Origin of the sequence: Nonomuraea sp. NPDC003804, from assembly GCF_040610675.1 — a bacterium.
GTDB lineage: Bacteria > Actinomycetota > Actinomycetes > Streptosporangiales > Streptosporangiaceae > Nonomuraea.
In genome coordinates this window covers 332,555-359,011 of the sequence record NZ_JBEXMT010000005.1, presented here as the reverse complement: position 1 = coordinate 359,011, position 26,457 = coordinate 332,555, and the positions used below count along the sequence as shown (strand labels likewise).

General features: G+C 71.3%; 25 protein-coding genes and 1 pseudogene. 18 read left to right on the top strand and 8 right to left on the bottom strand.

Annotation, left to right across the window (positions count from 1 at the left end; genetic code table 11):
• A pseudogene (locus ABZX22_RS09610) lies at positions 1–357 on the bottom strand (hypothetical protein); the annotation flags it as partial.
• A 105-nt stretch (positions 358–462) separates the two neighbouring features.
• Here ABZX22_RS09610 and ABZX22_RS09605 point away from each other — a divergent pair.
• Entirely contained in the window at positions 463–1,755 is a 1,293-nt protein-coding gene (locus ABZX22_RS09605; RefSeq protein WP_354907168.1) for a hypothetical protein, read from the top strand.
• Positions 1,756–1,904: 149 nt separating this feature from the next.
• On the opposite strand, the gene ABZX22_RS09600 is transcribed toward ABZX22_RS09605, so the two are convergent.
• Positions 1,905–2,831: an MBL fold metallo-hydrolase gene (locus tag ABZX22_RS09600; RefSeq protein WP_354907167.1), complete on the bottom strand. Its 927-nt coding sequence runs from the start codon at positions 2,829–2,831 to the stop codon at positions 1,905–1,907.
• A gap of 133 nt (positions 2,832–2,964) precedes the next feature.
• Here ABZX22_RS09600 and ABZX22_RS09595 point away from each other — a divergent pair, with 133 nt between their 5' ends.
• A complete protein-coding gene (locus ABZX22_RS09595; RefSeq protein WP_354907166.1) occupies positions 2,965–3,393 on the top strand; it encodes a single-stranded DNA-binding protein in 429 nt (142 codons plus the stop codon).
• Between the two features lie 405 nt (positions 3,394–3,798).
• Here ABZX22_RS09595 and ABZX22_RS09590 read toward each other — a convergent pair whose 3' ends face one another.
• Positions 3,799–5,235, bottom strand: a complete 1,437-nt coding sequence (locus tag ABZX22_RS09590) for a DUF1015 domain-containing protein (RefSeq protein ID WP_354907165.1) — start codon at positions 5,233–5,235, stop codon at positions 3,799–3,801.
• A 110-nt stretch (positions 5,236–5,345) separates the two neighbouring features.
• On the opposite strand from ABZX22_RS09590, the gene ABZX22_RS09585 reads away from it, so the two are divergent.
• Positions 5,346–5,780 (top strand): tetratricopeptide repeat protein, encoded by a 435-nt coding sequence (locus ABZX22_RS09585; protein WP_354907164.1) that lies wholly within the window; start codon positions 5,346–5,348, stop codon positions 5,778–5,780.
• Positions 5,781–6,348: 568 nt separating this feature from the next.
• Here ABZX22_RS09585 and ABZX22_RS09580 read toward each other — a convergent pair.
• On the bottom strand, positions 6,349–6,774 hold the full coding sequence (locus tag ABZX22_RS09580) for a TipAS antibiotic-recognition domain-containing protein (protein WP_354907163.1): 426 nt from the start codon (positions 6,772–6,774) through the stop codon (positions 6,349–6,351).
• Positions 6,775–6,863: 89 nt separating this feature from the next.
• Here ABZX22_RS09580 and ABZX22_RS09575 point away from each other — a divergent pair, with 89 nt between their 5' ends.
• A complete protein-coding gene (locus ABZX22_RS09575; RefSeq protein ID WP_354907162.1) occupies positions 6,864–7,823 on the top strand; it encodes an HAD-IIA family hydrolase in 960 nt (319 codons plus the stop codon).
• A gap of 130 nt (positions 7,824–7,953) precedes the next feature.
• Here the strand turns inward: ABZX22_RS09575 and ABZX22_RS09570 are convergent, their stop codons facing one another.
• A complete protein-coding gene (locus tag ABZX22_RS09570; protein WP_354907161.1) occupies positions 7,954–8,301 on the bottom strand; it encodes an SCP2 sterol-binding domain-containing protein in 348 nt (115 codons plus the stop codon).
• Between the two features lie 152 nt (positions 8,302–8,453).
• Between ABZX22_RS09570 and ABZX22_RS09565 the strand changes: the two genes are divergently transcribed.
• The 13 genes from ABZX22_RS09565 to ABZX22_RS09505 all read left to right on the top strand — a co-directional run bounded on the left by ABZX22_RS09565 (position 8,454) and on the right by ABZX22_RS09505 (position 21,156).
• A complete protein-coding gene (locus tag ABZX22_RS09565) occupies positions 8,454–8,612 on the top strand; it encodes a hypothetical protein (RefSeq protein WP_354907160.1) in 159 nt (52 codons plus the stop codon).
• A complete protein-coding gene (locus ABZX22_RS09560; RefSeq protein ID WP_354907159.1) occupies positions 8,609–9,421 on the top strand; it encodes a TlyA family RNA methyltransferase in 813 nt (270 codons plus the stop codon). The genes ABZX22_RS09565 and ABZX22_RS09560 overlap by 4 nt, the downstream gene beginning before the upstream one ends.
• Positions 9,418–10,317 carry an NAD kinase gene (locus tag ABZX22_RS09555; protein WP_354907158.1) on the top strand — a complete coding sequence of 300 codons (900 nt, stop codon included), beginning with the start codon at positions 9,418–9,420 and terminating at the stop codon, positions 10,315–10,317. The genes ABZX22_RS09560 and ABZX22_RS09555 overlap by 4 nt, the downstream gene beginning before the upstream one ends.
• 73 nt (positions 10,318–10,390) lie before the next feature.
• Positions 10,391–12,100: a DNA repair protein RecN gene (recN, locus tag ABZX22_RS09550; protein WP_354907157.1), complete on the top strand. Its 1,710-nt coding sequence runs from the start codon at positions 10,391–10,393 to the stop codon at positions 12,098–12,100.
• A 73-nt stretch (positions 12,101–12,173) separates the two neighbouring features.
• On the top strand, positions 12,174–13,370 hold the full coding sequence (gene steA / locus ABZX22_RS09545) for a putative cytokinetic ring protein SteA (protein WP_354907156.1): 1,197 nt from the start codon (positions 12,174–12,176) through the stop codon (positions 13,368–13,370).
• Positions 13,367–14,332 (top strand): copper transporter, encoded by a 966-nt coding sequence (locus ABZX22_RS09540; protein ID WP_354907155.1) that lies wholly within the window; start codon positions 13,367–13,369, stop codon positions 14,330–14,332. The genes steA and ABZX22_RS09540 overlap by 4 nt, the downstream gene beginning before the upstream one ends.
• A 2-nt stretch (positions 14,333–14,334) precedes the next feature.
• Positions 14,335–15,168, top strand: coding sequence for a hypothetical protein (locus tag ABZX22_RS09535; protein WP_354907154.1), 834 nt, complete (start codon positions 14,335–14,337; stop codon positions 15,166–15,168).
• Positions 15,169–15,227: 59 nt separating this feature from the next.
• Positions 15,228–17,012 carry a lipid II flippase MurJ gene (locus ABZX22_RS09530; protein WP_354907153.1) on the top strand — a complete coding sequence of 595 codons (1,785 nt, stop codon included), beginning with the start codon at positions 15,228–15,230 and terminating at the stop codon, positions 17,010–17,012.
• Positions 17,012–18,073: a glycosyltransferase family 4 protein gene (locus tag ABZX22_RS09525; RefSeq protein ID WP_354907152.1), complete on the top strand. Its 1,062-nt coding sequence runs from the start codon at positions 17,012–17,014 to the stop codon at positions 18,071–18,073. Before ABZX22_RS09530 ends, ABZX22_RS09525 begins: the two co-directional genes overlap by 1 nt.
• A gap of 194 nt (positions 18,074–18,267) precedes the next feature.
• Entirely contained in the window at positions 18,268–19,263 is a 996-nt protein-coding gene (locus ABZX22_RS09520) for a TerC family protein (protein WP_354907151.1), read from the top strand.
• A 97-nt stretch (positions 19,264–19,360) separates the two neighbouring features.
• The gene (locus tag ABZX22_RS09515; RefSeq protein WP_354907150.1) at positions 19,361–20,011 is read left to right on the top strand and encodes a phosphatidylserine decarboxylase; all 651 of its coding nucleotides are present in this window, start codon (positions 19,361–19,363) and stop codon (positions 20,009–20,011) included.
• Positions 19,998–20,828 carry a CDP-diacylglycerol--serine O-phosphatidyltransferase gene (gene pssA / locus ABZX22_RS09510; RefSeq protein WP_354907149.1) on the top strand — a complete coding sequence of 277 codons (831 nt, stop codon included), beginning with the start codon at positions 19,998–20,000 and terminating at the stop codon, positions 20,826–20,828. The genes ABZX22_RS09515 and pssA overlap by 14 nt, the downstream gene beginning before the upstream one ends.
• A gap of 49 nt (positions 20,829–20,877) precedes the next feature.
• Positions 20,878–21,156: a hypothetical protein gene (locus ABZX22_RS09505; protein WP_354907148.1), complete on the top strand. Its 279-nt coding sequence runs from the start codon at positions 20,878–20,880 to the stop codon at positions 21,154–21,156.
• A 76-nt stretch (positions 21,157–21,232) separates the two neighbouring features.
• Here the strand turns inward: ABZX22_RS09505 and ABZX22_RS09500 are convergent, their stop codons facing one another.
• Both ABZX22_RS09500 and ABZX22_RS09495 read right to left on the bottom strand, forming a co-directional pair.
• Positions 21,233–21,892 carry an MBL fold metallo-hydrolase gene (locus ABZX22_RS09500; RefSeq protein WP_354907147.1) on the bottom strand — a complete coding sequence of 220 codons (660 nt, stop codon included), beginning with the start codon at positions 21,890–21,892 and terminating at the stop codon, positions 21,233–21,235.
• Positions 21,889–22,677, bottom strand: a complete 789-nt coding sequence (locus ABZX22_RS09495; protein ID WP_354907146.1) for a maleylpyruvate isomerase family mycothiol-dependent enzyme — start codon at positions 22,675–22,677, stop codon at positions 21,889–21,891. The genes ABZX22_RS09500 and ABZX22_RS09495 overlap by 4 nt, the downstream gene beginning before the upstream one ends.
• A 178-nt stretch (positions 22,678–22,855) precedes the next feature.
• Here ABZX22_RS09495 and uvrA point away from each other — a divergent pair, with 178 nt between their 5' ends.
• The gene (uvrA, locus tag ABZX22_RS09490) at positions 22,856–25,696 is read left to right on the top strand and encodes an excinuclease ABC subunit UvrA (RefSeq protein ID WP_354907145.1); all 2,841 of its coding nucleotides are present in this window, start codon (positions 22,856–22,858) and stop codon (positions 25,694–25,696) included.
• A gap of 44 nt (positions 25,697–25,740) precedes the next feature.
• Here the strand turns inward: uvrA and ABZX22_RS09485 are convergent, their stop codons facing one another.
• Complete coding sequence (locus ABZX22_RS09485) at positions 25,741–26,433, bottom strand: DUF2306 domain-containing protein (protein ID WP_354907144.1); 693 nt, start codon at positions 26,431–26,433, stop codon at positions 25,741–25,743.
• Positions 26,434–26,457: the final 24 nt, after the last annotated feature.

Here is a 26,457-nt window from a genome sequence, read left to right as displayed (position 1 = left end):
CGCGGTCCGCGTCGTGACTTCGAGCGGCGTGAGGACCGGGGTGGGTTCCGTGACCGAGGTGACCGGCCGCAGGGCGGCGGTTTCCGGGATCGGGGTGACCGGCCGCAGGGCGGCGGTTTCCGGGATCGGGGCGACCGTCCCCAGGGTGGCGGCTTCAGGGATCGCGGTGACCGTCCCCAGGGTGGCGGCTTCCGTGACCGCGACGAGCGCGGCTTCCGCGACCGTGGTGACCGTCCCCAGGGCGATGGTTTCCGGGGTCGGGATGACCGTGGGTTCCGTGACAGGGACGACAGGCCTCGCGGCGGCGGGTTCCGCAGGAGCGAGGACAGGCCGTTCTCCCGCGACGACCGCGGTCACGCCGACCGCGCCGGCGGCCCCGTCAGGGCGCGGTACGGCAGGCCGGACGGCGACGCGGAGGCCCCTCGCCGGGAGCCGCTTCCCGACGTTCCGCCGGACATCACCATGGACGAGCTCGACAAGGACGTCCGTGACGAGCTGCGCTCCCTCCCGCTCGACCTGGCCGAGCTGGTCGGGCGCCACCTGGTCGCCGCCGAGCGCGCGCTGGTCGAGGACGACCCCGACAGGGCGCACGAGCACACCAAGGTCGCCAGGAGGTTCGCCGCGCGTATCGGCGTCGTCCGCGAGGCCGCGGGCATCGTCGCCTACCGCGCGGGCAACTACTCCGAGGCGCTGTCGGACCTGCGTGCCGCCCGCCGGATGACCGGTTCCGACGCCTATCTGCCGATCATGGCGGACTGCGAGCGTGGGATGGGCCGTCCCGAGCGTGCGCTCGACCTCGTCCGATCGCGCGAGGCCGAGCGCCTCGACCGGGCGGGACACATCGAGCTGGCCATCGTCGAGTCCGGCGCTCGCCGTGACCTCGGCCAGCACGACGCCGCCGTCATCACGCTGCAGCGGCTGCCCGAGCTCCGCGACCCGAACCCGCGTCCGTGGTCGGCACGTCTGGCCTTCGCCTACGCCGACGCGCTGGCCGACGCGGGGCACCAGGAGGCGGCCACCGACTGGTTCGGGCGGGCCGTGGCCTTCGACGAGGACGGTGAGACGGACGCCGCCGAGCGGTACGCCGAGCTGACCGGTGCCGTGATCGAGGACATCGAGGAGGACTTCGAGGACCTGGACGAGCAGGCGGACGAGCAGACCGCCCGCGCGGGTGCCGCGGTCGTGGACGAAGGCGACCTCGAGGACGAGTTCGACGACGCTGACGACGAGCTGGAGGAGGCTCGCGGCGAGGCGGTGCTCGACGACGACGAGGACCTCGCCGAGGAGGCGGCGGAGGCGGGTCAGCCGTCCTACGTCCTCGACGACGCCGAGGGCGACCCGGAGGTCGCGTCTTCCGCCGTTGTCCTCGACTTCGAGGACGACTTGGACGACGAGGACGACGACGAGGACGACGAGGAGGAGAACTCGTCCGACGTGGCGCAGTCCGACGAGGCGGAGTCCGACGAGGCCGGGTCCGACGAGGCCGCGTCTGGCAAGGACGAGGAGTCGGCGGACGACCTCGACGCGGCGCGCGACCTGGCCGCGGACGACCGCCTGGCCGCAGCGGACGACGAGGGCGTCCAGGGCGAGCGTGACTCCCGGGAAGCGCCGGCCGACGAGACCGAGGAGGACATCGACGCCGAGCTGGCCTCCTCCTCGACCGGCACCACCAAGCCTGGCATCGGCCCGGCGTTCATCGAGCCCGACTTCGGCGACATTCTCGACGACCGCCAGGAGCCCGACGACAAGAAGTAAGCGCCGCCGTGCCGTACCGGAAGAGCTCTTGCCGGTACGGCACGACACGGTGCGGCTCGCGCTCAGGCCCCGCGTCGCCATCGCGGGGCCTTTCGCATGTCAGGAGCGGCGCGGCTCACGCCGGCACGGCTCGGGCGTGCTCGCGCCGGTCAGGGGGAGACCTTGTCGAGCCAGTGCAGGATGCCGGCGACGTTGGACGGCGCGCCACTGAGCAGTTCGAACTGCTCGGCCGTCTCGTCGTCCCCCTTCAGCGCCGTGTAGCGCTCGCGCGTGCGGTCGCGGACCATCGCGACGGCATGGTCGAGGTCCATGCCCTGCTGGTGGGCCTGTCTGGTGAGGTCGACCCAGACCCGAAGCTCCTCGGCGGACCGTTCGAGGGTCTCCTGGACGGCGTCGACCGGGCCGTAGTGGCTGAACAGCAGCCGCTGCGGGCCCAGGGACTGGAACAGCGCGATCGAGTCGAGCGCCGTCTGGAGGTCGAAGTCCGGCGGCGGAGTGGCGGGGCGCAGGTCGCCGGTCTGCGGCAGGTAGACGCCGGCCGCGTCGCCGACGTACAGATCGCCGGTACCGGAGTCGATCAGCCCCACGTGGTGCTTGGCGTGGCCGGGGGAGTAGTGGCTGGCGAGCGTACGGCCGTTGCCCAGGTCGATGGCGCCGGTGTCGCCGAGGGCGACGATGCGTTCGGCGGCGGTGGGCGACAGTTCGCCGAACAGCGTGTCGAGCTGGTCACCCCACACCATCCTGGCGCTCTTCATGAGTCTGGACGGGTCGGCCAGATGGCGCGCCCCCTTCTCGTGCACGACGATCTGCGCCTGGGGGAAGAACTCCGCCATGTCGCCCACTCCGCCCGCGTGGTCGAGGTGGATGTGCGTGACCACGACGGTGGCCAGGTCGTTCGGCCCGACGCCGAGCGACGCGAGGGCGTCTCGCACCACCGGAGCCGAGGTCGAGGTGCCTGTCTCCACCAGGCACGGCCGGTCGCCGAGGATGAGATAGCCAGCCGTGATCCCGGCATAGCCCGCCATCCGCGTGTCGATCTCATAGACGTCGCCGCCGAGGGCGGTGATGTTGTCCACAGGCACACTCCCGAGCCGAACCGCTGTCCCCAGAACGGCATTCTGTCCGCTCCGGCCTTCCCCACATCGTAAAGAGTGGTTCCCGACAGGCGCAGGCCCCGCATGGCCGGGCCCGAGCGAGGAGGAGGATCCCGTGGACCGCAACGAGGTGACGCTGGTGGGGCGGCTGTCCGCCGCGCCGGAAGAGTGGCCGATGCCCAGCGGCGACACCCTGACCAAGTGGCGGGTCATCGTCCGCCGTCGCCCTCGGGGACGGCGAGGCGGCCTCGTCGACACGATCCAGTGCGTGACCTTCGATCCGGGGGTGGCGAGCCTGGTGGCGGGGATGGCGCCACGGGCGGAAATGGAGGTGCGGGGAGCGCTCCGCTGCCGGATCTACGGGCCGCAGGCCGGCAAGAACTGGCGGTACGAGGTGGAGGCGCACACGGTGGTCCCGATGTCCGCCGAGCCCGTTGCCGGTTCGGAGGCGTCGCGGGCGATGGAGGTCCCTGAGGTGCTGCTGCCGTCCGATCGTGCGGGAGCGGAACCGCGTCCGGTGGCATACCTCGCCGCCGCCGGGTGAGTCGTCGCAGCCGAAGGGGCCCGCTCCATGCGTCGGCCCGCCGTGTGGGTCTTCTCGCCGATGAGCAGGCACGTGTCAGTCCGGATGTCGGCTTCCTCAGTCGCGGAGAGAGGGTGGCTTGGGCGGCTTGACGGTGCGGGCGTGAGTGTCGTGAGGCTCTCGGTCTCGGGGGGGGTAGCGGTTCATTTCGCCGTAGCGGGAGAGAAGCTCGCTCGCGTGCGTGTAGCGGGCGAAACGTTATGAGCGTCTGTGTAGGAGAGCAGACGCTATGAGTGCTCGCTGTGTAACAGGGCGGAACGCTAAGACCGTCCCTTGTGTAGCAGGGCGGAACGCTGCGCGTGTTTCCTTGGGGAGTGGGGCGGAACGCTCTGAGCGTCCGTGTAACCGGGTAGATCGCCTGGTCGATCAGACGAAGGTGCGCAGGATGAGGCCGGTACGGGGTTTGGGGCCGAAGGAGGTGGACTTGCGGGGGACGCGTTCTCCCTCGGCGGCCACCGCCAGCACCGCTTCGACGGCCAAGGGCTTGAGGATGACGGCGGTTCCACCGGCGTCGGCGGCTTGCCGTACCGCGGCGCGGGCGTCGTGGTGGACGATGCGGACGGCCTGCTCGTCGTCCCGCATGCCCCAGACCCGCGGAAGGACGAACTCGGCCAGAACGGAGGTGTTGAGCGAGTTCCACCGTTCGGAGCGGTCGGTGGGCATGGCACGGGCGAGCTGTACAGGGTCGGGGTCGCTGAGCAGATGGCTGGTCTCGCCGGTGCCGGCGAGCAGGAAGGCGGGTTCGGGGGCGGTGTCGAGAGCGGCAAGGCCGGCGTCGAGGGTGGGGAAGTCGCGGATCTGCCACGCTCCCCTGGCCTTGGTGACGGCCTCGACGAGCGGCAGGGAAGGGATGACGCGGTGGATCGCCTTCAGGTCCGGCGGGTAGGCGGTCGAGTCGACCAGCAGCGCCAGGCCGAAGTCCCACGGGCCGTCGGAGTCGCGGGCGGCGTGTTCCTGGCGTTGCAGGACACGGTAGGTGGCGTAGCGGTGGTGGCCGTCGGCGATCAGCGCCTGCCGGTGGCGCAGGTCGGCGTTGATGCGGGCGATCTCCTCGGCGGCGGTGACGGCCCACAGGCGGTGCCGTACGCCGTCGCCGGTGTTGGCCTCGACGAGCGGAGGCCGGGTGGTGGCCACGGTGTCGACGAGGTGGGTGGCAGGGCCGCCGCCGTCGTAGAGCAGGAAGATCGGCTCCAGGTTGGCCTGGGTGGTACTCATCAGGGCGAGGCGGTCGGCGACCGGGCCCGGCATGACGTCCTCGTGCGGCAGGATGATGCGCTGTTCGGGAGCGGCCAGGCCGACGTCGCCGATGAGTCCGCGCTGCATGACGCCCGGACCGGACTGCTCGTAGACGTAGAGCGCGGGCTCGGCGTCACGGGCGAGGACGCCTGCGTCGAGCCAGGCGCGCAGGGTGTCCCTGGCCTGGCCGTACCGTGCGGGGGCCGCCGCGCCGTCGATCGGCTGGGCGGCCGGGCGGGAGTCCGAGGTCGGTGGGGCGGTGGTGCTGAGCGTTCCGGTCGCGGTCTCGAGCGCGTCGGAGGGACGCCTGGTGTGGTGGTTGGCGTGACCCACGGGGTGGCCGGGGCCGGCGGGATGCGTCGGGTGCCGTGGGGGGCGGGGAAGCGTGAGGCGGACGACGTTGTTGGGGTGAAGGTCCAGCAGCGCCTGCACGTCCCCGTCGGAGATCAGGTCATAGGGGGGAGAGGTCACCTTCGCGGGATCGTCGACAGTGAAGCGGACACCATGGAAGGGGCGTAGCACCAGCCCATCAGGCACCGGCAGTTCAGGACTCGCCATATCGGGCATGTTCCCATAAAGGCCTGAATCACCAAGGGACTGCTCCAAGGGCGCAGCGGTGCCCGGTTCATCAGGGAATCGGTCGGATCTGTCGTCTGTCGATTGAGGAGGCCTCACACATGACCCAAGGGAAAAGCGACCCCGAAGATTCCCCATCCCCTGGTCAGGGGGCTCCCACAGGGGATGTGTACGACTGGTACCAGCGTGGTGTCGGCCTGTTGAAGGACGGCAGTCCCGCTGCCGCGGCGGCGCTGCTGGAGCGGGCCGCCGAGGCGGAACCCGAGTCGCGCAGCATTCGAGAGGCGCTGGCGAGGGCGCAGTTCAATTCCAGGCAGTACGCGGAGGCGGCGGACACCTTCAGATGGATCGTCGACGCGAACCCGGCCGAGGACTATGCGTATTTCGGGCTGGGGTTGTCCTTGTGGCGGACAGGAGACATGGAAGGGGCCCAGGAACCGCTGGCCATCGCGGTGGCCATGCGGCCCGACGAGCGTCATTACGTATCGGCGTTGAAGAGCGTGCGCGCCACCCTGCGCGCCAGGCGGGAGGCGTGACCGAGGGTTTGCTGGGAGGCGGGCTGCTGCTCTGCGCGCTAGACGGGAGGCCTGACCAGGCGGCTCGTCGGGAGGTCGCTGCCCTGTGCGCTAGACGGGAGGCGTGACCAGGGGGGGTGTCGGGAGGCGGGCCGCTGCCGCGCTAGACGGGAGGCCTGACCGAGGGTTCGTCGGGAGGCGGGCGCTGCCGTGCGTGCCTGGCGGGAGGCGTGACCAGCGGTTCGCCGGGAGGCAGGCGGTACGGCGGGCCTGCCTCCCTTGCTGGACGACGGGCGGCAAACGCCGGCTGGCGGGTGTCCCGGATTCCGGGGAGTGCGGCGGGCGTCAGGGTGACGCGTCACGGGGTGCCGCGTGGTAGGTCCCCGGAGGGGCGGGGGCCCACCGATGCCGGTGGGAAGGCGTGCCGGGTGGCGAGGCAGCGGAGGGAGGCGAGAAGCGGTCGCTGCGCCCGCCAGGAGTGCGGCTGATCCTTCGCGGAAGAGGTCCCGGCTCCCCGCCGGACGCTGCGGGTGGGGTCAAGCGGGCGGTATGCCCGGATCGGGGCTACAGCGAGCGGGCGCCTCAGGGGCTACAGCGAGCGGGCGGCGTTGGCCTGGATGGCGTCGCGGAGGTAGCCCGCCAGCCCGGGTGCCGCCCGGTCGATGGAGTCGGTGAAGCGCGCGTCGCTGACGTACAGCTCCCCGAGCCCCTGGTGGATCTCGCGCGTGCAGTCGTAGAACCAGCGGCTGATGTGCCGGCGGTGCTCCTCGGCCAGGTCCATCGCCTCCGCGCTGGAGGCCGCGACCCCGGAGGTCATCAGCGCCGCCAGCCTGCCGGAGATGTCCGCCGACTCCGCGAAGCACCTCTTCCACTCCTGCTTGCCGTAGGAAGACGTCCTGCGCTGTGACTCGGTCCACGCCGGGGACCCGCTCCAGCGGGACGCGGCCTCCTCGGCGTGCCCGTCGACGTCGAAATCGCCGAACAGTTCGGTTTTCTCCGCAGGGGTCAGGGTCATGGGAGCTCACATCCTTCGCTCATGGGTAGGTGCGGACGTGACGCTAAAGTCTCACGCGGCGTGAGAGTCAACCCGGGAGAAGAGACGCGGTGCTGATCGACGGATACGACACGTTGCTGCTGGACCTCGACGGCGTCGTCTACCTGGGCAGGCAGGCCGTCCCCGGCGCCCCGCAGGCGCTGGCGGAGGCGGCGGGGCGGGCGAGGCTGGCGTACGTGACGAACAACGCCTCGAGGACCCCTGCCGCGATCGCCGGCCATCTCAGCCATCTCGGCGTTCCTGCGACGGCGTCGGACGTGGTCACCTCCGCGCAGGCCGCCGCCAGGCTGATCGCCGAGCAGGTGGAGCCGGGCGCGCCGGTGCTGGTCGTGGGCGGCATGGGGCTGCGGATGGCGGTGAGGGACCGCGGGTTGCGCCCGGTGACCGTGGCCGCCGACGACCCCGTGGCGGTGGTGCAGGGCATCGCGCCGGATCTGTCCTACGGCCTGCTGTCGGAGGGCGCGCTGGCCGTACGGCGTGGCGCGTGGTTCGTGGCCGCCAACGGTGACGCCACGATGCCCACCGCGCACGGCGAGCTGCCGGGCAACGGCGCCATGGTGCGGGTGATCGCCACGGCGACCGGCGTCGAACCCGTCTACGCGGGCAAGCCCGCACCGCCGCTGCACCGCGAGTCGATGATCCGTACCGGCGCGCGGCGTCCGCTGGTGGTGGGCGACCGGCTCGACACCGACATCGAGGGCGCGACGAACGCGGGTGTCGACAGCCTGCTCGTGCTGACGGGCGTCGCCACCCCCCGGGAGCTCCTGACGGCCGCCCCCGAGCACAGGCCGACGTACGTGGCCGAGGACCTGTCGGCGCTCCACCTGCCCTACCCGTCCGTACGGCAGGGCTGGCGGGCCTGGTGGTCGGACGGGCGGCTGCACCTTGAGGGCGAGGGGGAGTGGATCGAGGGGCTCAGGACGGCCTGCGCGGCGGCGTGGGCGGCGGCGGGAGAGGGGCGCCTCGACGAGGAGGCGCTCAAACCAGCCCTCGACACGCTGCGAGCCTGATCGTCCGGCCGAGGACCGGAGTCCTGCTGGAGTACGCGTGATGGACGGGCGGCCACCGGTGACCACGGTGGCCGTGGCCCGGCTTGCCGTACGCGCGGAGTCCAGGGGGAGCGCACCCGCGCGGAGGGGGTCAGAGCAGGCGGCGCAGGCGCAGCAGGTCGCCGAAGCTGGCGTCGATCTTGACGCGGCCGCCCAGCAGGGCGCGCGCCAGATCGAGCTCCCCGTCGACCAGCGCGATGAGGTCGTCGCTCCTGATGGTCAGTTTGACGTCGGCGGGCCTGCCGCCGGCGGGTGGTTCGTCATGGAACGGGTCGAGACCGTCGTGGTGGATCCGGCCGTAGAACATGACGTCGAGGTCGGAGATGCGGCAGCTGAGCGTCCGCTCGACCACGTGCTTGGCCCGGGACTCCTCGTCGATCTCGTCGAACTGCTCGACGAGCTTGTCAAGCGCCGCCCTGCACTCCTCGAGGGTAGCCATGCTGGTCGTCCTCCCGTTCTCGCCGTTTCTACGGACGGTAGCGTTCCATATGGGGAGCATATGAATTCCGGCGCGCCGGAAAGCCGCTCTCACACTGCCTAACGCGCCAGGGGGGCGGCATAGTGTCGGCGGTGTCCGATACCTTCGAGAACATGAGTGAGCTGCCGGTGGAGACCGGTGACGAGCGGGTGGACGCGGTCGTGGGAGGCCTGGCCGCGACGGGAGCGTTGCCCGTGCGCGATCATGTCGCGCTGTTCGAGGAGGCGTTCTCGGCCCTGGAGCAGACGCTGGCCTCCGTGGACGACCAGTGAGCCGTCGCGTCAGGCTCGACAGCGAGCTCGTCCGGCGCGGCCTGGCCCGGTCGCGCGAGCAGGCGACCCAGCTCATCACCGACGGGCGGGTCAGCGTCGGCGGTCAGGTGGCGGCCAAGCCGGCCACCCAGGTCGACACCGCCGCGGCGATCGTCGTGGCCGAGTCGTCCGAGGGGCCCGACTACGTCTCGCGCGGCGCCCACAAGCTGCTCGGCGCCCTGGAGGCGTTCCCCAAGCTGCGCGTGGCCGGCCGTCGGGCGCTCGACGCGGGCGCCTCGACCGGCGGGTTCACCGACGTCCTGCTCCGTCACGGCGTGGGCCACGTGCTGGCCGTCGACGTCGGCTACGGTCAGCTGGCCTGGTCGCTGCGCACCGACGAGCGGGTCACGGTGATGGAGCGCGTCAACGTCCGTGACCTGACGCCCGAGCTGGTCGGCGAGGCGCCCTCGCTCATCGTGGGCGACCTGTCGTTCATCTCGCTGCGCCTGGTGCTGCCCGCGCTGGCGGCGGTGGCGGCGCCGCGGGCCGACTTCGTGATGCTGGTCAAGCCGCAGTTCGAGGTGGGCAAGGAGCGGGTGGGCGCGGGCGGCGTGGTCCGCGACCCTGAGCTGCGCGCCGGGGCGGTGCGCGACGCCGCCGCCAAGGCCCTGGAGCTGGGGCTGACCGTGCGCGGTGTCACCGCGAGCCCGCTGCCGGGGCCCTCGGGCAATGTCGAGTACCTGCTGTGGCTGGGCAAGGGAGAGGGCGAGCCCGGGGTCGACGATCTGGAGACCGCGATCGAACGTGCCGTGTCGGAGGGGCCGCAATGAAGCGCACCGTGCTCGTCACCGCCCACACCGGGCGCGAGGCCGCGATCGAGAGCGCCCATTTGGTGATCGAGAGGCTGGTCGAGGCGGGTCTCTGCGTCAGGGTGCTGGAGTCGGAGGCAGAAGACATCGGCTGCCAGGGCGTCGAGGTCATGCCGTCCGACCCCAACGCGGCCAAGGACGCCGAGATGATGATCGTGCTCGGCGGCGACGGCTCGCTGCTGCGCTCGGCCGAGATCGCCAGGCCCGCGGGCACCCCGCTGTTCGGCGTCAACCTCGGCCATGTCGGGTTCCTGGCCGAGGCCGAGGTCGACGACCTGGCCGCGGCCGTCGACGCGGTGGTGCAGGGCCGCTACGACGTCGAGGAGCGCATGACGATCGACGTCACGGCCCGCCAGAACGGGCAGATCATGGCCGACACGTGGGCGCTCAACGAGGCCACCGTGGAGAAGCGCGACCGCATGCTGGAGGTCGTCGCCGAGATCGACGGCCGTCCGCTGTCGCGCTGGGGATGCGACGGGGTGATCTGCGCGACGCCGACCGGTTCGACGGCCTACGCCTTCTCGGCAGGCGGTCCGGTGGTCTGGCCCGAGGTGGAGGCGCTGCTGCTGGTGCCGATCAGCGCCCATGCCCTGTTCGCCAAACCGCTGGTGGTCTCGCCGCGCTCCACGCTGGCGGTGGAGATCCTGCCCCGCACGCCGGGCGGCGTGCTGTGGTGCGACGGGCGGCGCAGATTCGACCTGCCGGCCGGCACCAGGGTCGAGGTCCGCAGGTCCGCCCTGCCGGTACGGCTGGTCCGCCTGCACGGCCTGGAGGTGACCGGCGCGCCCTTCACCGACAGGCTGGTCGCCAAGTTCGAATTGCCTGTACAGGGCTGGCGCGGAAGGGTGCGTCCCTGAGTCAATGGGGGCGGGAGCGCGTAGGATCGCGTGCGCACAGGTGTTCGGCTAGTCGATGGAACGGGAGTGACCAGTGCGACCAAGGGTCGAGGAGGTCCGCATCCAGGGGCTCGGCGTCATCGACGAGGCCGTCCTCGAGCTCTCGCCCGGCTTCAACGTCGTCACGGGCGAGACGGGTGCCGGCAAGACGATGGTCGTGACCGGGCTCGGCCTGCTGTTCGGCGGCCGGGCCGATCCGTCGAGGGTCCGCCCGGGCGCCGACAAGGCCATGGTCGAGGGCACGCTCGTCGTCGAGACGGGTGGCAGGGTGGCCCAGCAGGTGGAGGACGTCGGCGGCGAGGTCGAGGACGGCGAGCTGATCATCTCCCGCACCGTCTCGGCCGAGGGACGCTCCAGGGCGTGGCTCGGCGGCCGCACCGTCCCCGTCGGCACGCTCACCTACCTGGCCGACGACCTGGTGGCCGTCCACGGCCAGATGGACCAGCAGCGGCTGCTCCAGCCTGGCAGGCAGCGGGCCGCCCTCGACCGATACGCGGGTGACGACCTGGTCAAGCCGCTGCGCGCCTACTCCCAGGCCTACAAGCGCCACAAGCAGGTCGCCGCGCTGCTGGAGGAGCTGACCACCAAGGCGAGGGAGCGCGCGCAGGAGGCCGACCTGCTGCGCTTCGGCCTGGAGGAGATCGAGAAGGTCGACCCCAAGGAGGGCGAGGACGTCGAGCTGCGCGCCGAGGAGGAGCGGCTGTCCCACGCCGACGCGCTGCGCGGGGCAGCCACCACGGCGCACACCGCACTGCTGGGCGACCCCATGGACCCGTCGGGCGGCGCCCGCGACGTGATCTCGCTGCTGGGCGAGGCCCGCTCGGCGGTCGAGGCGGTGCGCGACTACGACGCGCAGCTGGCCGGTGTGGCCGACCGGCTGGCCGAGGCCGGCTACCTGATCTCCGACGTCGCCACCGACCTGGCCGCCTACGCCGAGTCGATCGAGGCCGACCCGGCCAGGCTCGCCGTGGTGCAGGAACGGCGCGCCGCCCTGGGCGCGCTGATCAGGAAGTACGCCGAGGACAGCGCGGGCGTGCTGGCCTGGGCGCAGGCCTCGGCGGGCCGCCTGACCGAGCTCGAGGGCGACGACGACCGCATCGAGGAGCTCACCAAGGAGTACGAGGAGCTCACCAAGCGGCTGACCGAGCTGGCCGCCGAGCTGACCAGGGTGCGGACGGTCGCCGCCGAGCGGTTCGGCGCGGCGGTCACGGCGGAGCTGACCGCGCTGGCCATGCCCCACGCCAGGGTCGTCGTGCAGATCTCGCAGAGCGAGGAGTTCGGGCCCGAGGGCGTCGACGAGGTCGAGTTGCGCATGGCCGCGCATCCGGCCGCGCCCCCGCTGCCGCTCAACAAGGGGGCGTCCGGCGGCGAGCTGAGCCGCGTCATGCTGGCCATCGAGGTGGTCTTCGCCGGGGCCGACCCCGTCCCGACGTTCGTGTTCGACGAGGTCGACGCGGGCGTCGGCGGCAAGGCCGCGGTCGAGATCGGCCGCCGGCTGGCCAGGCTGGCCCGCACGGCGCAGGTGATAGTCGTCACTCACCTGCCGCAGGTGGCCGCCTTCGCCGACCAGCACCTGGTGGTCGAGAAGGCGAGCGATGGGAGCGTGGTGCGCAGCGGCGTGGTCACCCTCGACCACGGCGGCAGAGTGCGTGAGCTGTCGCGGATGCTGGCCGGATTGGAAGATTCCGAACTGGGCAGAGCGCACGCCGAGGAACTGCTGGGAATGGCCGCGGCTGATCGGTGATCCTCCGTGACAAATCTGACACGCCGTGCAGTCCACGACCACCCCGCCCGTTGGCTCTGGCAGGATGGTCTTGATGAAGGTTCCGGCGAACAAGATTCCGGGCCTCCGCGGAAAGAAGGTCAGTGACCTTCCCGGTGTCACGGCAGTGGCGAGGATCGACCGCAGGACGAAGAGGCTGACAAAGCGCCTCCAGTCCGGTGAAATCGCGATTATCGATCACGTCGATGTCGACCGGGTGAGCGCGGAGGCGCTGGTCGCGTGTGGCGCGGCGGCCGTGGTCGACGTGGCCGCGGGCATCAGCGGCCGATATCCCAACCTCGGACCGCAGATCATCGTCGAGTCCGGCGTCCCGTTCATCGACAACGCCACCCCCGAGCTCTTCGAGCGCGTCAGGGACGGCGACATCGTCAGGCTCCACGACGGGGTCGTCTACCTCGACGAGGAGGTGGTCGGCAAGGGTGACGTGCAGAACCTCGAGACCATCGAGGCGGCCATGGCCGAGGCGCGTGCGGGCCTGTCGGTGCAGATCGAGGCCTTCGCCGTCAACACCATGGAGTACGTCAGGGGCGAGGGCAAGCTCCTCATCGACGGTGTGGGCGTGCCCGACATCCGCACGGTCATGGAGGACCGGCACGTTCTGATCGTGGTGCGCGGCTACCACTACAAGGAGGACATCGCCACGCTCCGGCCGTACATCAGGGAGTACCGCCCGGTGCTCGTCGGCGTCGACGGCGGCGCCGACGCGCTGCTGGAGGCCGGCTACCTGCCCGACCTGATCGTCGGCGACTTCGACTCCGTCTCGACCAAGGCGCTGACCTGCGGCGCCGAACTGGTCGTCCACGCCTACCGCGACGGCCGCGCGCCCGGGCTCGAGCGGGTCCACCAGCTGGGCCGCGACGCGGTGATCTTCCCGGCCACCGGCACCAGCGAGGACATCGCCATGCTGCTGGCCGACGACAAGGGCGCCGAGCTGATCGTCGCGGTCGGCACCCACGCCACGCTCGTGGAGTTCCTCGACAAGGGCCGCTCGGGCATGGCCAGCACCTTCCTGACCAGGCTCAGGGTCGGCGGCAAGCTGATCGACGCCAAGGGTGTCAGCCGTCTGTACCGCAGCCGCATCTCCACCCCGCAGCTGATCCTGCTGGTGGTCACCGCGATGATCACCATGGGCGTGGCGATCTTCATGTCGCCCATCGGCCAGACCTGGCTGATCAGCCTGCAGGACGCCTGGAACTCCTTCATCTTCTGGTTGGTCGGACTCTTCTCGTGATCGATTTCCGCTATCACCTCGTCTCCATCGTCGCGATCTTCCTGGCGCTCGCCGTCGGCATCGTGATGGGCACCACCCTGCTGTCGAACCCGGCGATCGAGTCGGCGCGGCGGGCGTCGCAGGACCTGCAGAAGTCCAACGAGGACTACCGCGAGCAGCTGGCCGCGCTGCAGGTCAGGGAACGAGGCAACGACTCCTTCGTCACCGCCGAGATGCCCGCGATCATCCGCGGCCAGCTGACCGGCGAGAGCGTGCTGCTGGTGGCCGCCCCTGGCAGCTCGGGAACCCTGCGCGAGCAGACCGAGCAGGTGCTGCTGCAGGCGGGCGCCACGATCAGCGGGCAGGTGACGCTGTCCGAGAAGTTCCTCGAGCCCGGCCAGGCCGGGTTCGTCGACCAGCTGAGCACCGGGCTGGCCACCGGCCTCACGCTGCCGGGCACCGACCCGTACAAGAACGCCGCGGCGCTGCTGGCCGCCACGCTCGTCACGGCCGACGACGCCCAGGCCGGCACCGAGAACACCGCCACCCGCGGCGTGCTCGAGGGCTTCGCGGAAGGCGGCCTGCTGACCGTCGACGGCGCCCCCGCCAAGCGGGCCACGCTGGCGCTCGTCTTCGCCCCCGAGGCGGTCTACACCGGCGAGAAGGCCCAGGCGCAGACGGCCGCGCTCGTCTCGCTGGCCGCAGGGCTCGACGCCGGCGCCCAGGGCTCCGCCCTCGCCGGCACCCTCACCTCGACCCAGCAGGGCGGCGTCATCGCCGCTCTTCGCGGCACCAGCGACGCCGCGGCGAAGGTCTCCTCCGTCGACACCCTCGACATGCCGGCGGGCCGCGGCGTCGTCGTCTTCGCGCTGCGCGAGCAGCTCGGCGGGCGCTCCGGCCAGTACGGCACCGGCGCCGACGCCACCGAGTTCCAGCCCGCCTCGTCGGCCGCCACCCCGTCCCCCTCCACCTCAGGGAGCTGACCATGGCCCGTGCTCTGCTGGCCGCCCTCGCCGGCGCCGCCCTCGGCGTCGTCGCGGCCAGGGCCGCCTACGCCGCCCTCACCGCCAAGCCCAGGTCGAAGGAGTGGGAGCGCACCAACCACCGCGGCGAGACGCTCACCCTGCTGGAGGGGCCCGCCTTCGTGGCGGGAGCGACCGGCGCGCTCGCGCTCACCCCTGGCCTGCCCCTCCAGGTACGGCTGGCCGCCGTGCTGGCGGGCGCGGGCAGCGGCGCGCTCGGCGCCTACGACGACCTCTACGGCGCGACGTCCTCCAAGGGCTTCAAAGGACACCTGTCGGCGCTGGCCAAGGGACAGGTCACCAGCGGCGCGATCAAGATCCTCGGCATCGGCGGCACCGGCCTGGCCGCCGCCACGCTGGTCTCCCGCGGCGCGCTCGACACGCTCGTCAACGGCGCGGCGATCGCGGGCAGCGCGAACCTGGCCAACCTGTTCGACCTGCGCCCAGGACGCGCCATCAAGGTGGGGCTCATGGCCGGCGGGCCGCTGCTGGCGCTCTCGCTGCTCAGGCGCGACCCGGTGGCCGCCGCGCTGGTGGCCGTGCCGCTCGGCGCGGGCGCCGCGCTGCTGCCGGAGGACCTCGGCGAGGAGGCCATGCTCGGCGACGCGGGCGCCAACGCGCTCGGCGCCCTGCTCGGGCTCGCCGCGGTGACCACGCTCGGCAGGCGGGGGCGGCTCACGCTGCTCGGCACCGTCGCCGCGCTCACCGCCGCCTCGGAGAAGGTCAGCTTCACCAAGGTCATCGCCGGAAACCCGGTCCTCAACCGGATCGACATGCTGGGCCGCCGCCCGGCGTAGCGTTGTCGGTGCGCTCTGCCATGATGGCCCCCTTGAGTCCGACGGGGAGAGGGGAGACGGTGGCTCGGGGCGTGGCGGGCGCGGCCGTGCTCATCGGCGCGATCACGATCCTGGCCAGGATCACCGGTTTCGTTAAGCAGTACGTGTTCGCCCAGACGGTCGGCGACACCAACGTCTGCCTGGGCTCGGCCTACATGACCGCCAACCAGATCCCCAACATCGTCTTCGAGATGGTGGCGGGCGGCGCGCTGGCGGGCATGGTCGTGCCCGTGATCGCGGGTGCGGCGGGCCGGCTCGACGTCGGACGGATCGCCTCGGCCCTGCTGACCTGGGTGCTGGTCGTCCTCGTGCCGCTCGGCGCGCTCACCGCCCTGCTGGCCGGGCCGATCATCGGGCTGTTCCCCGTCGCGGAGTGCGGCCCGGCGTTCGGCGCGATCGCCACCCGCATGCTGGTGGTCTTCGCCCCCCAGATCCCCCTGTACGGCCTGGCCGTCGTCCTCTACGGCGTCCTGCAGTCGCACCACCGCTTCGCCGGGCCCGCCGTGGCGCCGCTGGTGTCCAGCATCGTGGTGATCGTCGCCTATCTGCTGTTCGTCCCGCTCAGCGGCGGCAGGACCGCGCTCGACGAGATCCCCTCCGCCGCCGAGCTCGCCCTGTCGGTCGGCACCAGCCTGGGCGTCCTCTCGCTGGTCCTCACCGTGGTCGGGCCTGTCCTCGGCCTCGGCCTGAGGTTCCGGCCGACGCTGCGCTTCCCCGACGGCGTGGCCGCCAAGGTCCGCACCCTCGCCCTGGCGGGGGTGGCGGCGCTGATCGCCCAGCAGGCCACGATGATCGTGGTGATGCTGCTGTCGAACCACTGGATCGGCGAGCGCGGGCTGCTCGTCTACAACTACGCGTGGGCGATCTACCTGGTGCCCTACGCGGTGCTGGCCGTACCCATCGCGACGAGCGCCTTTCCCGGGCTGTCGGCCCACGCGGCCGACGGGTCCTGGGAGGACTTCTCGAGCCTGGCCGCGCGCACGACGCGCGCGGTGGTGCTGATCTCGGGGCTGGCCGCGGGCGCGCTGGCCGCGGCGGCGGGGCCCGGATCGGTCGTCTTCCTCGGCGCGCAGACCCGGGTGCCGCCGATCGAGATGGCGCGCGCGGTGGCGCTCTTCGCACCCGGGCTGATCGGCTACGGGATGATCGCACAGCTGAGCAGGGTGCTCTACGCCGAGGGCAGGAGCCGGGCGGCGGCCGCGGGCACCGTCGCGGGCTGGGTGGTGGCGATGCTGGCGCAGACGGTCTTCGTGCTGGCCCTGCCCGATGACTGGAAGGTCGGCGGGCTCGCGCTCGGCATGACGGTGGGCATGACGGCAGGAGGCGTGTGGCTGCTCGTCGCGGTGCGGCGAGGGCCGTGGCGACGCGCGGGGCGGCCCGGCGCGGGCACCTTCGGTACCGGTGCCGGCGGAACCGGCGCGGAAGCCGTCAGCGGCGAGGCCCGGGCTGTCGATGCCGTTGGGCCCGCTGACCGGGTGGCGCGCGCGGCGCTGGCGGCCGTGGCCGGGGGCGGGCTCGGCTTCCTGGCCGGTTCGGGCGTGGTGGCGCTGCTGCCGGCCGGGGGCATGATCGCGCAGGTGGGGCTGGCCGTTCTGGCCGGCGGCGTCGCCCTGGTCACCGGCGGTCTGGCCGTCGCCGCGCTGGACAGGCCCGACGCGGCGGCGCTGGCGTCCATGGTGGCGGGCCGGGCGGGAGGCAGGTTGGCGGGCCGGGCGGCGGGCACGGTCGCGGGCAGGCTGGTCGGCAGGGTGACAGGTAAGGGAGCGCGGCGGGGTCGCGCCGGTTCACGGACGGATGGTGAGTGATGCGGGTGGCCTTCGTGCTCGGCACGACCTCGGGCGGCACCGGCAGGCACGTCAGGATGCTGGCCGAGGGGCTGCTGCGGCGTGGCCACCGGGTCGTGGTGATCGGTCCGCCCAGCGTGGAGGAGCAGTTCGGCTTCCGCGCGGCCGGGGCGGGGTTCGCGGCGGTGCCCGTCGCCGACCGCCCGCATCCGGTCAACGACGCCACAGCGGTGCTGCGGATCAGGCGCCACCTGCGCGGGGCGGACGTCGCGCACGCCCACGGGCTGCGGGCGGGCGCGCTCGCGGCGCTCGCCGGGCCGCGGGCGCCGCTGGTGGTGACGCTCCACAACGCGCTCACCGCCGGAGGGCTGGTCGGCGCGATCTACGGCGTGCTCGAGCGCATCGTGGCCAGGAGGGCCGACAAGGTGATCGTCGTCTCGCCCGATCTCGGTGACCGGATGCGGGCGCTCGGGGCGCGCGACGTGGTGCCCGCCGTGGTGCCCGCCCCGCCGCTGCGGCCGGCGACCAGGCCCGAGCCGGCGGTGCGGGAGGAACTGGGGGCGGGGGAGCGGCCCCTGGTGCTGACCGTCGCCAGGCTCGCGCAGCAGAAGGGCCTGGAGACCCTGCTCGACCTCGCCGAAACGGGTGGGCCGTTGTTCGCCGTCGCCGGGGAGGGGCCGCTCCGGCAGGCGCTGCAGGCCAGGATCGACGCGGAGAAGCTGCCCGTCCTGCTGCTGGGCAACCGCGACGACATCCCCGACCTGCTCGCCGCCGCCACCCTCGTGCTGTGGCCGAGCCATTGGGAGGGCCAGCCGCTCAGCCTGAGCGAGGCGCTCATGGCGGGCAAGCCCGTCGTCGCCACCGCGGTCGGCGGGATCCCCGACCTGGTCGACGGGGCGGGCAGGCTGGTGCCGTACGGGGATCTGGCGGCGATGCGCGAAGCCGTACGCGAGCTCATCGACGATCCCGGCGCGCGGGAGCGGCTGGCGGTCGCCGCCGCGCGGAGGGGAGCGGCACTTCCCGGGGCCGACGAGGCGGTCGAGGCGGTGTTGGCCGCCTACCGGCAGACATCACAGCGGTGACGGGATGATTAGGCGGCGCTAAGTCGTTCTCCTATACTGCTTGCGTTAAGGGAGGGGAGTATCCCTTCGCGACAGCCTCGTCATCACGGTTCGCCCCGCTCCACGGGGCTCCCGGGGCTGCCGGTCCGGCTCGGTGAGTGGGCGGGAGAGACCTCCGGTCGTCTGTCATGCGCGCCGGAGGGTTTGGTATCAGTATGGTTGTACCTGCGTGGGCCTGGATCGCCGTCATCGTGGGCTTGTTGGTCGTCATCGCCGTAGACCTGTGGATCGTCGACCGGGGTGAGGCCCGGGAGTTCACCATGAAGCAGGCGGGCTTCTGGGTCTCCTTCTACGTCATCCTGGCGATGATCTTCGGGGTGGTGCTCTGGCTCACCATGGGCGTCTCGTCGGCGGGAGAGTTCTTCGCCGGGTACATCACCGAGTACAGCCTGAGCGTCGACAACCTCTTCATCTTCTTCATCATCATGGGCCGTTTCGCCGTGCCCAAGGTCTACCAGCACCGGGTGCTGCTCGTCGGCATCCTGATGGCGCTGGTGATGCGCGGCATCTTCATCGCGCTCGGCGCGGCGGCCCTGCAGCGGTTCAGCTGGCTCTTCTACGTCTTCGGCGCCTTCCTCGTCTACACCGCCATCAACCTGATCCGTCAGCACGGCCACGACGACGAGGACGAGTTCAAGGAGAACGCGCTGCTGCGCTGGGTGCGCAAGGCCTTCCCCACCACGCCCGACTACGTCGGCCACAAGGTGATCGTCAAGATCGACGGCAAGCGCATGGTCACCCCGATGCTCATCGTCATGGTGGCGATCGGCACGACCGACCTGCTGTTCGCGCTCGACTCGATCCCCGCGATCTTCGGTCTCACGCAGGACCCCTTCATCGTCTTCACCGCCAACGCGTTCGCCCTGATGGGCCTGCGTCAGCTGTACTTCCTGCTCGGCGGTCTGCTGCAGCGCCTGGTCTACATCAGCTACGGCCTGGCGTTCATCCTTGGCTTCATCGGGGTTAAGCTGATTCTCGAGGCCATGCATGCCAGCGGGGTCTCGTGGGCTCCTGAAGTGCCCATCTGGATGTCCCTGACCGTGATCGGAGTCACGATGGTCGTCACCACCGTGGCAAGTCTGCTGAAGTCTCGCAGCGACGCTCGGAAGGGGAAGGAAATTCCCACCTCCGCGAGCGCCAACGAGGGCTAGCGCGAGGGTGGCCCAGGCGCTTTGCTTCGTGTAACAGAGGCGAAGTCTGTAACATCTCGGCAAAGCGCCCGTCCGTAGTCACCATCAAAGGTTGTCAGTGTCAGACGATTCCGCAAGTCGCCAGGAGGGCCGCCGCGTCAGGCTGGCCCGTGGCGTCTCTCCGTGGCTCTTCCCGACCGTGGCCGCCGCGACGGCCACGACCTTCCTCAGCAGCCGTGACCGGCGCTGGGGTTTCGCGGCCGTGCCGCTGACCGCCCTCACGGGCGCGATGCTCTGGTTCTTCCGCGATCCCGACCGCGAGCCCGGGGAGGGCAGGATCCTCTCGCCCGCCGACGGGGTCGTCCAGAGCATCGACCCGTGGCCGGACGGCCGCACCAGGGTGGCGATCTTCATGAGCCCCCTCAACGTGCACGTCAACCGCGCGCCCCTTGCGGGAACCATCACCTCCGTGCAGCATGTGGCGGGTGGGTTTCTGCCGGCTTTCAACAAGGACAGCGACCAGAACGAACGCGTGGTGTGGCATTTCGAGACCGCGCTCGGTGACATCGAGATGGTGCAGATCGCGGGCGCGGTGGCGCGCAGGATCGTGCCGTACATGACCTCCGGCGAAAAGGTCTCGCAGGCCGAGCGAGTCGGTCTCATCAGGTTCGGTTCGCGGGTGGACATCTACCTTCCCGAAGGGATCTCGCCCGCCGTGCGCGTCGGCGAGAAGACGGTGGCGGGGGTGACTCGAATTGACCGCGGCTGAGGCTGGTGGCTGGCAGGCCGAAGAAGAGGAGCCGCGCGGCCCTGTGGGCAAGGCCTTCAGGCTGTCGGCGGCCGACTCCCTGTCCCTGGGCAACGCGCTGTGCGGCTTCCTGGCCGTCTGCGTCCTCGCCTCGTCGGCGATCCAGGCGCTGAAGGCGGGCGCCGGCTTCGTGCCCGACCCGCGCTACTTCGCCACCGCCGTGGTGCTGCTGCTGATCGGCGCCACGTGCGACCTGTTCGACGGCCTGGTCGCGCGGCGCTTCCGCGCCTCCGCGATGGGCGCCGAGCTCGACAACCTGGCCGACGTGATCAGCTTCGGCTTCGCGCCCGCCTTCATGGTGGTGATCTGGGGCGGCTTCACCGGCAAGCTGCCGCTGACGGCCGTCATCCTGGCGGCGGCGTCGGTGCTCATCGCCGGATGCGTACGACTGGCCCGCTTCGCCTGCGTCAAGACCAAGAGCGGCGACTTCATGGGCCTGCCGATCCCGATGGGCGCGATGACGGTCGTCTCGATCGTGCTGCTGTTCCAGCCCAACTGGTTCTCGCTGGCCGCCGTGCTCGGCGTCGCGTGGCTGATGGTCAGCCGCATCGAGTACCCCAAGCCCAAGGGCCAGCTCGCGGCCGTGGTGCTCGCCTGGATCATGATCAACGTGGCCTGCCTCACCGCGTGGGCCGCCTGGCCGCAGGGTGGCGACACGCTGATCCAGGTCGGCGCCACCATGCAGATCGCGCTGGTCGCCGCGATCCCGCTCCGGGTGTTGCTGTTCAAGCGGGAGCAGCGCAAGGAACGCAAGGAAGCCGCCCGCGTCGGCGACTGATCAAGGTCTGTCCCTCCTGCGGGTGGGCTCGCCCGGGTTTACTGGAACCATGCGCGAGCACACCCGCACCTATTTTCTCGGCCGGCTGGCCAGGGAGCTGGAGCGGCGCGGCCTGACGGCGCGCCTGCGCGCCGACCCGCCGTCCCTGCGGGTCGGCGGGGAGCAGGGCCCGGGTCTGCTGACCGAGACCGTTGACTGCGTCGCGCTGGCGGAGGGCTGGTTCTACCGGTGGTCGTGGGGCGAGGTGCTGGCCAGCACCGCCGACCCGGCCGTGGCGGCCGACAAGGTCGTCCGCATCCTGGCCACACCCGACGCCGGCTCTCCGTGACCTCGCTCCCGAGCGTGGGCGTCCGGCCGTGCGGCGGCCGCCCCGGTACGGCGGATGCTTGCCGTACCGGGAGAGCTCACCAGCCGCGGGCCTTCCACTCCTGCAGTGAGGGGCGCTCGGCGCCGAGCGTGGTGTCCTTGCCGTGGCCCGGGTACACCCACGTCTCGTCGGGCAGCCGGTCGAACAGGCGCTCCACGACGTCGGTGTAGAGCTGCTCGAAGCGCACCGGGTCCTTCCCCGTGTTGCCCACGCCGCCGGGGAACAGCGAGTCGCCGGTGAACAGGTGGTGGCCGTCCTCCTCGCCCCCGTCGTACAGCAACGCGACCGAGCCAGGCGTGTGGCCGCGCAGGTGGATCACCTCGAGCGTGAGCACGCCCACGGAGATGCGGTCACCGTGCTCCACCAGCCGGTCGACGGGCACCGGCAGCACGGGCGCGTCGAGCGGATGGGCGATCGTCGTCGCGCCCGTCACCTTGACCACCTGCTCCAGCGCCTGCCAGTGGTCGCCGTGCTGGTGCGTGGTGACCACGGCCGAGATCGGCTGGTCCGACATCAGCGCCAGGATCCGGTCGGCGTCGGCCGCCGCGTCGATGATCAGCCCGTCGCCGGTACGCGTGCACCGCAGCAGGTAGGCGTTGTTGTCGAACGGACCCACGGCGAGCTTGGTGATGGTCAGCCCGGACAGCTCACGTACGTCGGCTGGGCCGCCGACCTGGACATCGCCGGTGTAGCTCATGGGCTCTCCTCTGGATAGGTGTCAGGAGGCGCCGAAGGCAGATCCGCCGGAGCGGGCATGGTCAGCCACGGCGGCGGCGGAGGTACCTCCGCGGGGGCGGCGCCCGGCTCCTCCGGCACCACCCTAATGCCCTGCCCCGCCGACCGGCCGGTCAGCCAGGCGAGCACATCACGCGCCTCGCCTCGCACCACCGGCCCCTTCCCCAGGTCGCTCCACTCACCCACGGGGGCGGTCACCACGATGCCGCCGACCGTGCTCTCGCCGTACGGCCAGCAGGCCAGGCTGTCGTGCAGTTCCCTGCGCACGAACGCGTCCGGCCAGTCGGCGGGGGTGTATCCCGCCCCCAGGTCCACATGGTGGAGCTCCAGCTCTCGCACCCGCCGTACCAGGACGTACCAGGCGGGATGCGGGGGTGGCATGAGCGCCGAGACCCGTGCCGACCACGCCTGCTCTGGCAGCTCCTCGATGGCGGCGGCCAGTCGCGCGGCGCCGGCGGCCAGGTCGGCGCGCTGCTCGGCGGCGGGGCGGCCGGCACCCGCCTCGATGTCGGCCGTCCGCCTGGCGCGATCGGGGTACTGCGGTGTCTCGACGCCGGTTCTGGCCCAGGTCAGCAGGTTGCCGAGGCCGTCGGCGTTGCGGGCGACATGGGTGATGACGTGGCCTCTGCTCCAACCGGGCAGCAGGGACGGCGCGGCGACCTCGGCGTCGTCGAGCGCGCCGACCGTGGCGAGCAGACGGTCCGTGGCGGCGGCGAGCTCCGCGCGCAGCGCGGCGAGAACGGTCATGCGGGCATAATGCCGCAGCTCCCGTGGTTGACCATGCAAGGACCGGTACCGGCTCGGCAGAAAGCCGTACCCTGGTGAGGGAAGTTTCCGGCGGGGCAGAGCGGACCCCCGAAAATTGTCGGACCCTCCCTCTACCATCCCCCGTGGACCTATCAACACCTTCGACGTCGGGATCACCGTGGCAGACCGTTTGATCGTGCGTGGCGCACGAGAACACAACCTCAAGGACGTCTCGCTCGACCTTCCGCGAGACTCCCTGATCGTCTTCACCGGGTTGTCCGGCTCGGGCAAGTCGAGCCTGGCCTTCGACACGATCTTCGCCGAGGGCCAGCGCCGCTACGTGGAGTCCCTGTCCTCCTACGCCCGCCAGTTCCTGGGTCAGATGGACAAGCCCGACGTCGACTTCATCGAGGGTCTTTCCCCCGCGGTCTCCATCGACCAGAAGTCCACCAGCCGCAACCCCCGCTCCACGGTCGGCACGATCACCGAGGTCTACGACTACCTGCGACTGCTATGGGCGCGCATCGGCAAGCCCCACTGCCCGGCCTGCGCCCGCCCGATCGCCAGGCAGACGCCGCAGCAGATCGTCGACAGGGTGATGGAACTGGAAGAGGGCACCCGCTTCCAGGTGCTCGCCCCGGTCGTCAGGGGCCGCAAGGGCGAGTACGCCGAGCTGTTCCGCGAGCTGCAGACCAAGGGGTACGCCAGGGCCAGGGTCGACGGCACGGTGATCCGCCTGGAGGAGCCGCCGACGCTGAAGAAGTACGAGAAGCACGACATCGAGGTCATCGTCGACCGGCTGTCGGTGAAGGAGTCCGCGCGGCGGCGGCTCACCGACTCGGTGGAGACGGCGCTGCAGCTGTCCGGCGGCACGATCACGCTGGAGTTCGTCGACCTGCCCGACGACGACCCTGGTCGCGAGCGCTTCTACTCCGAGCACCTCTACTGCCCTTACGACGACCTGTCGTTCGAGGAGCTCGAGCCGCGCTCGTTCTCCTTCAACTCCCCCTTCGGCGCCTGCCCCGAGTGCACGGGGCTCGGCACGAAGATGGAGGTCGATCCCGACCTCGTCGTGCCCGACCCGGAGAAGACGCTGGGTGACGGCGCGCTCAACCCGTGGGCGGGCGGCCACACCAGCGAGTACTTCATCCGCCTCATCGAGGCGCTCGGGCTGGCCATGGGCTTCAACCTCGACACCCCGTGGGAGCGGCTGCCGAAGAAGGCGCAGAAGGCGCTGCTGTACGGCCACGACGAGCAGGTCCACGTCCGCTACAGCAACAGGTACGGCCGGCAGCGCTCGTACTACACCACCTACGAGGGCGTCATCCCGTGGGTGCAGCGCCGGCACGCCGAGGCCGAGAGCGACTCCATGCGCGAGCGCTTCGAGGGCTACATGCGGGAGATCCCGTGCCCGGCCTGCAAGGGCGCCAGGCTCAAGCCCGTCTCGCTGGCCGTCACGGTCGCCGACAGGTCCATCGCCGAGGTCTCGCGCATGTCGATCGGCGAGTGCGCCAAGTTCCTGGCGGGGCTGCGGCTGTCCGAGCGCGACATGCACATCGCCGAGCGGGTGGTCAAGGAGATCAACGCCCGCATGGGCTTCCTGCTCGACGTCGGCCTCGACTACCTCACCATGGACCGCGCCGCCGGCACGCTGGCCGGCGGTGAGGCGCAGCGCATCCGCCTGGCCACGCAGATCGGCTCGGGCCTGGTCGGCGTGCTCTACGTCCTCGACGAGCCGTCCATCGGCCTGCACCAGCGCGACAACATGCGGCTGCTCGACACCCTCATCAGGCTGCGCGACATGGGCAACACGCTGATCGTGGTCGAGCACGACGAGGACACGATCGCCGCCGCCGACTGGGTGGTCGACATCGGCCCCGGCGCGGGCGAGCACGGCGGCCAGGTCGTCGTCTCGGGCACCGTCCAGGACCTGCTCGCCAACGAGGAGTCGCTGACCGGCGCCTACCTGTCGGGCCGCAGGTCGATCGCGATCCCCGGCAAGCGCCGCCAGCGCGACAAGAAGCGGCAGATCACCGTGAAGGGCGCGCGCGAGCACAACCTGAAGGGCGTCGACATCGACTTCCCTCTCGGTGTGTTCACCGCCGTCACCGGCGTGTCGGGCTCGGGCAAGTCGACGCTGGTCAACGACATCCTCTACAACGCCCTGGCCAAGGAGCTCAACGGCGCCCGCACGGTGCCCGGCCGCCACTCCAGGGTCAACGGCATGGACCTGGTCGACAAGGTCGTCCACGTCGACCAGTCGCCGATCGGCCGTACGCCCCGCTCCAACCCGGCGACCTACACGGGCGTCTTCGACCACATCCGCAAGCTGTTCGCGGCCACCACCGAGGCGAAGGTGCGCGGCTACCAGCCCGGCCGTTTCAGCTTCAACGTCAAGGGCGGCCGCTGCGAGGCGTGCGCCGGCGACGGCACCATCAAGATCGAGATGAACTTCCTGCCGGACGTCTACGTCCCCTGCGAGGTCTGCCACGGCGCCCGCTACAACAGGGAGACGCTGGAGGTCCACTACAAGGGCAAGACCATCTCCGAGGTCCTCGACATGCCGATCGAGGAGGCGCTGTCGTTCTTCGAGGCCATCCCGGCGATCAAGCGGCACCTGCAGACACTCAACGACGTGGGCCTGGGCTACGTACGGCTCGGCCAGCCGGCCACCACGCTGTCGGGCGGTGAGGCGCAGCGCGTCAAGCTCGCCTCCGAGCTGCAGCGGCGCCAGACGGGTCGCACGATCTACGTCCTCGACGAGCCGACCACGGGCCTGCACTTCGAGGACATCAGGCGGCTGCTCGGCGTGCTCGGGCGACTGGTCGACGGCGGCAACACGGTGATCGTGATCGAGCACAACCTCGACGTCATCAAGACCGCCGACTGGATCATCGACATGGGCCCCGAGGGCGGCTCCCGCGGCGGCACGCTGGTCGCGTCGGGCACGCCAGAAGAGGTGGCGCTGGTGGACGAGAGCCACACCGGCCGCTTCCTGCGGAAGATCCTGTCCGTCTGACGGGACGGCGAGGCGAGGGGGCGGCGGGGCGCCGTCCCCTCCTCTCAGCGGGTGGCGCGCCTGGCGGTGCGGCCGCGCTGCAGCCACCATTCAGCGACCAGCAGCGGGATGGTCCAGCCCAGCCACGCGCCCAGGCCTGCGACCGTCTGCATGAGCTGCTCCTCGCCGCCCGCGGGGGCCGAGGGGAGCAGCAGCACCATCGCGACGAGTCCCCAGATCCGGTTCGTGATGATCGACATGGTGAGGGCGAAGCTGCGGATCATCCAGCGCCGATGCTCGGCGAACCGGCGCTGCCTGGCCATCCGCCATCCGGCGATCGTGCAGCCCAGCCACAGCGGCGCCATGAGCAGGGAGCTGGCCATCGCCACCGGCCCGAACGGTGTCACCCACGCCAGCACCAGCGCCAGCACGCCCGCCGGCAGTTGGGCCAGCACGTACACGCGGCCGACGATGCGGTGCGCGCGCCGGTACCGCTGCCGGAACCACGGCCACACCTGCAGGCAGCAGGCCAGCATCGCGATCGACCCGAGCACCACGTGCACGGACAGCACGGCGTAGTACCAGAGATGCGGTGAGGGCACCCGGGAGAGCGCGGGATCGAGCGAGACGTACGGCGGCAGCGAGAACGCGACGAACGTGAGGGCCACGACGCCGAGCGGCGCCACCCAGGGCCGCCGCCACCAGCGCGGCCGGGAGGCGTGCTCCCCGCGCGGGCGAGGAGTGGTTGTGATCGTCATGGCCACACCATCAGGGCAGCCGCT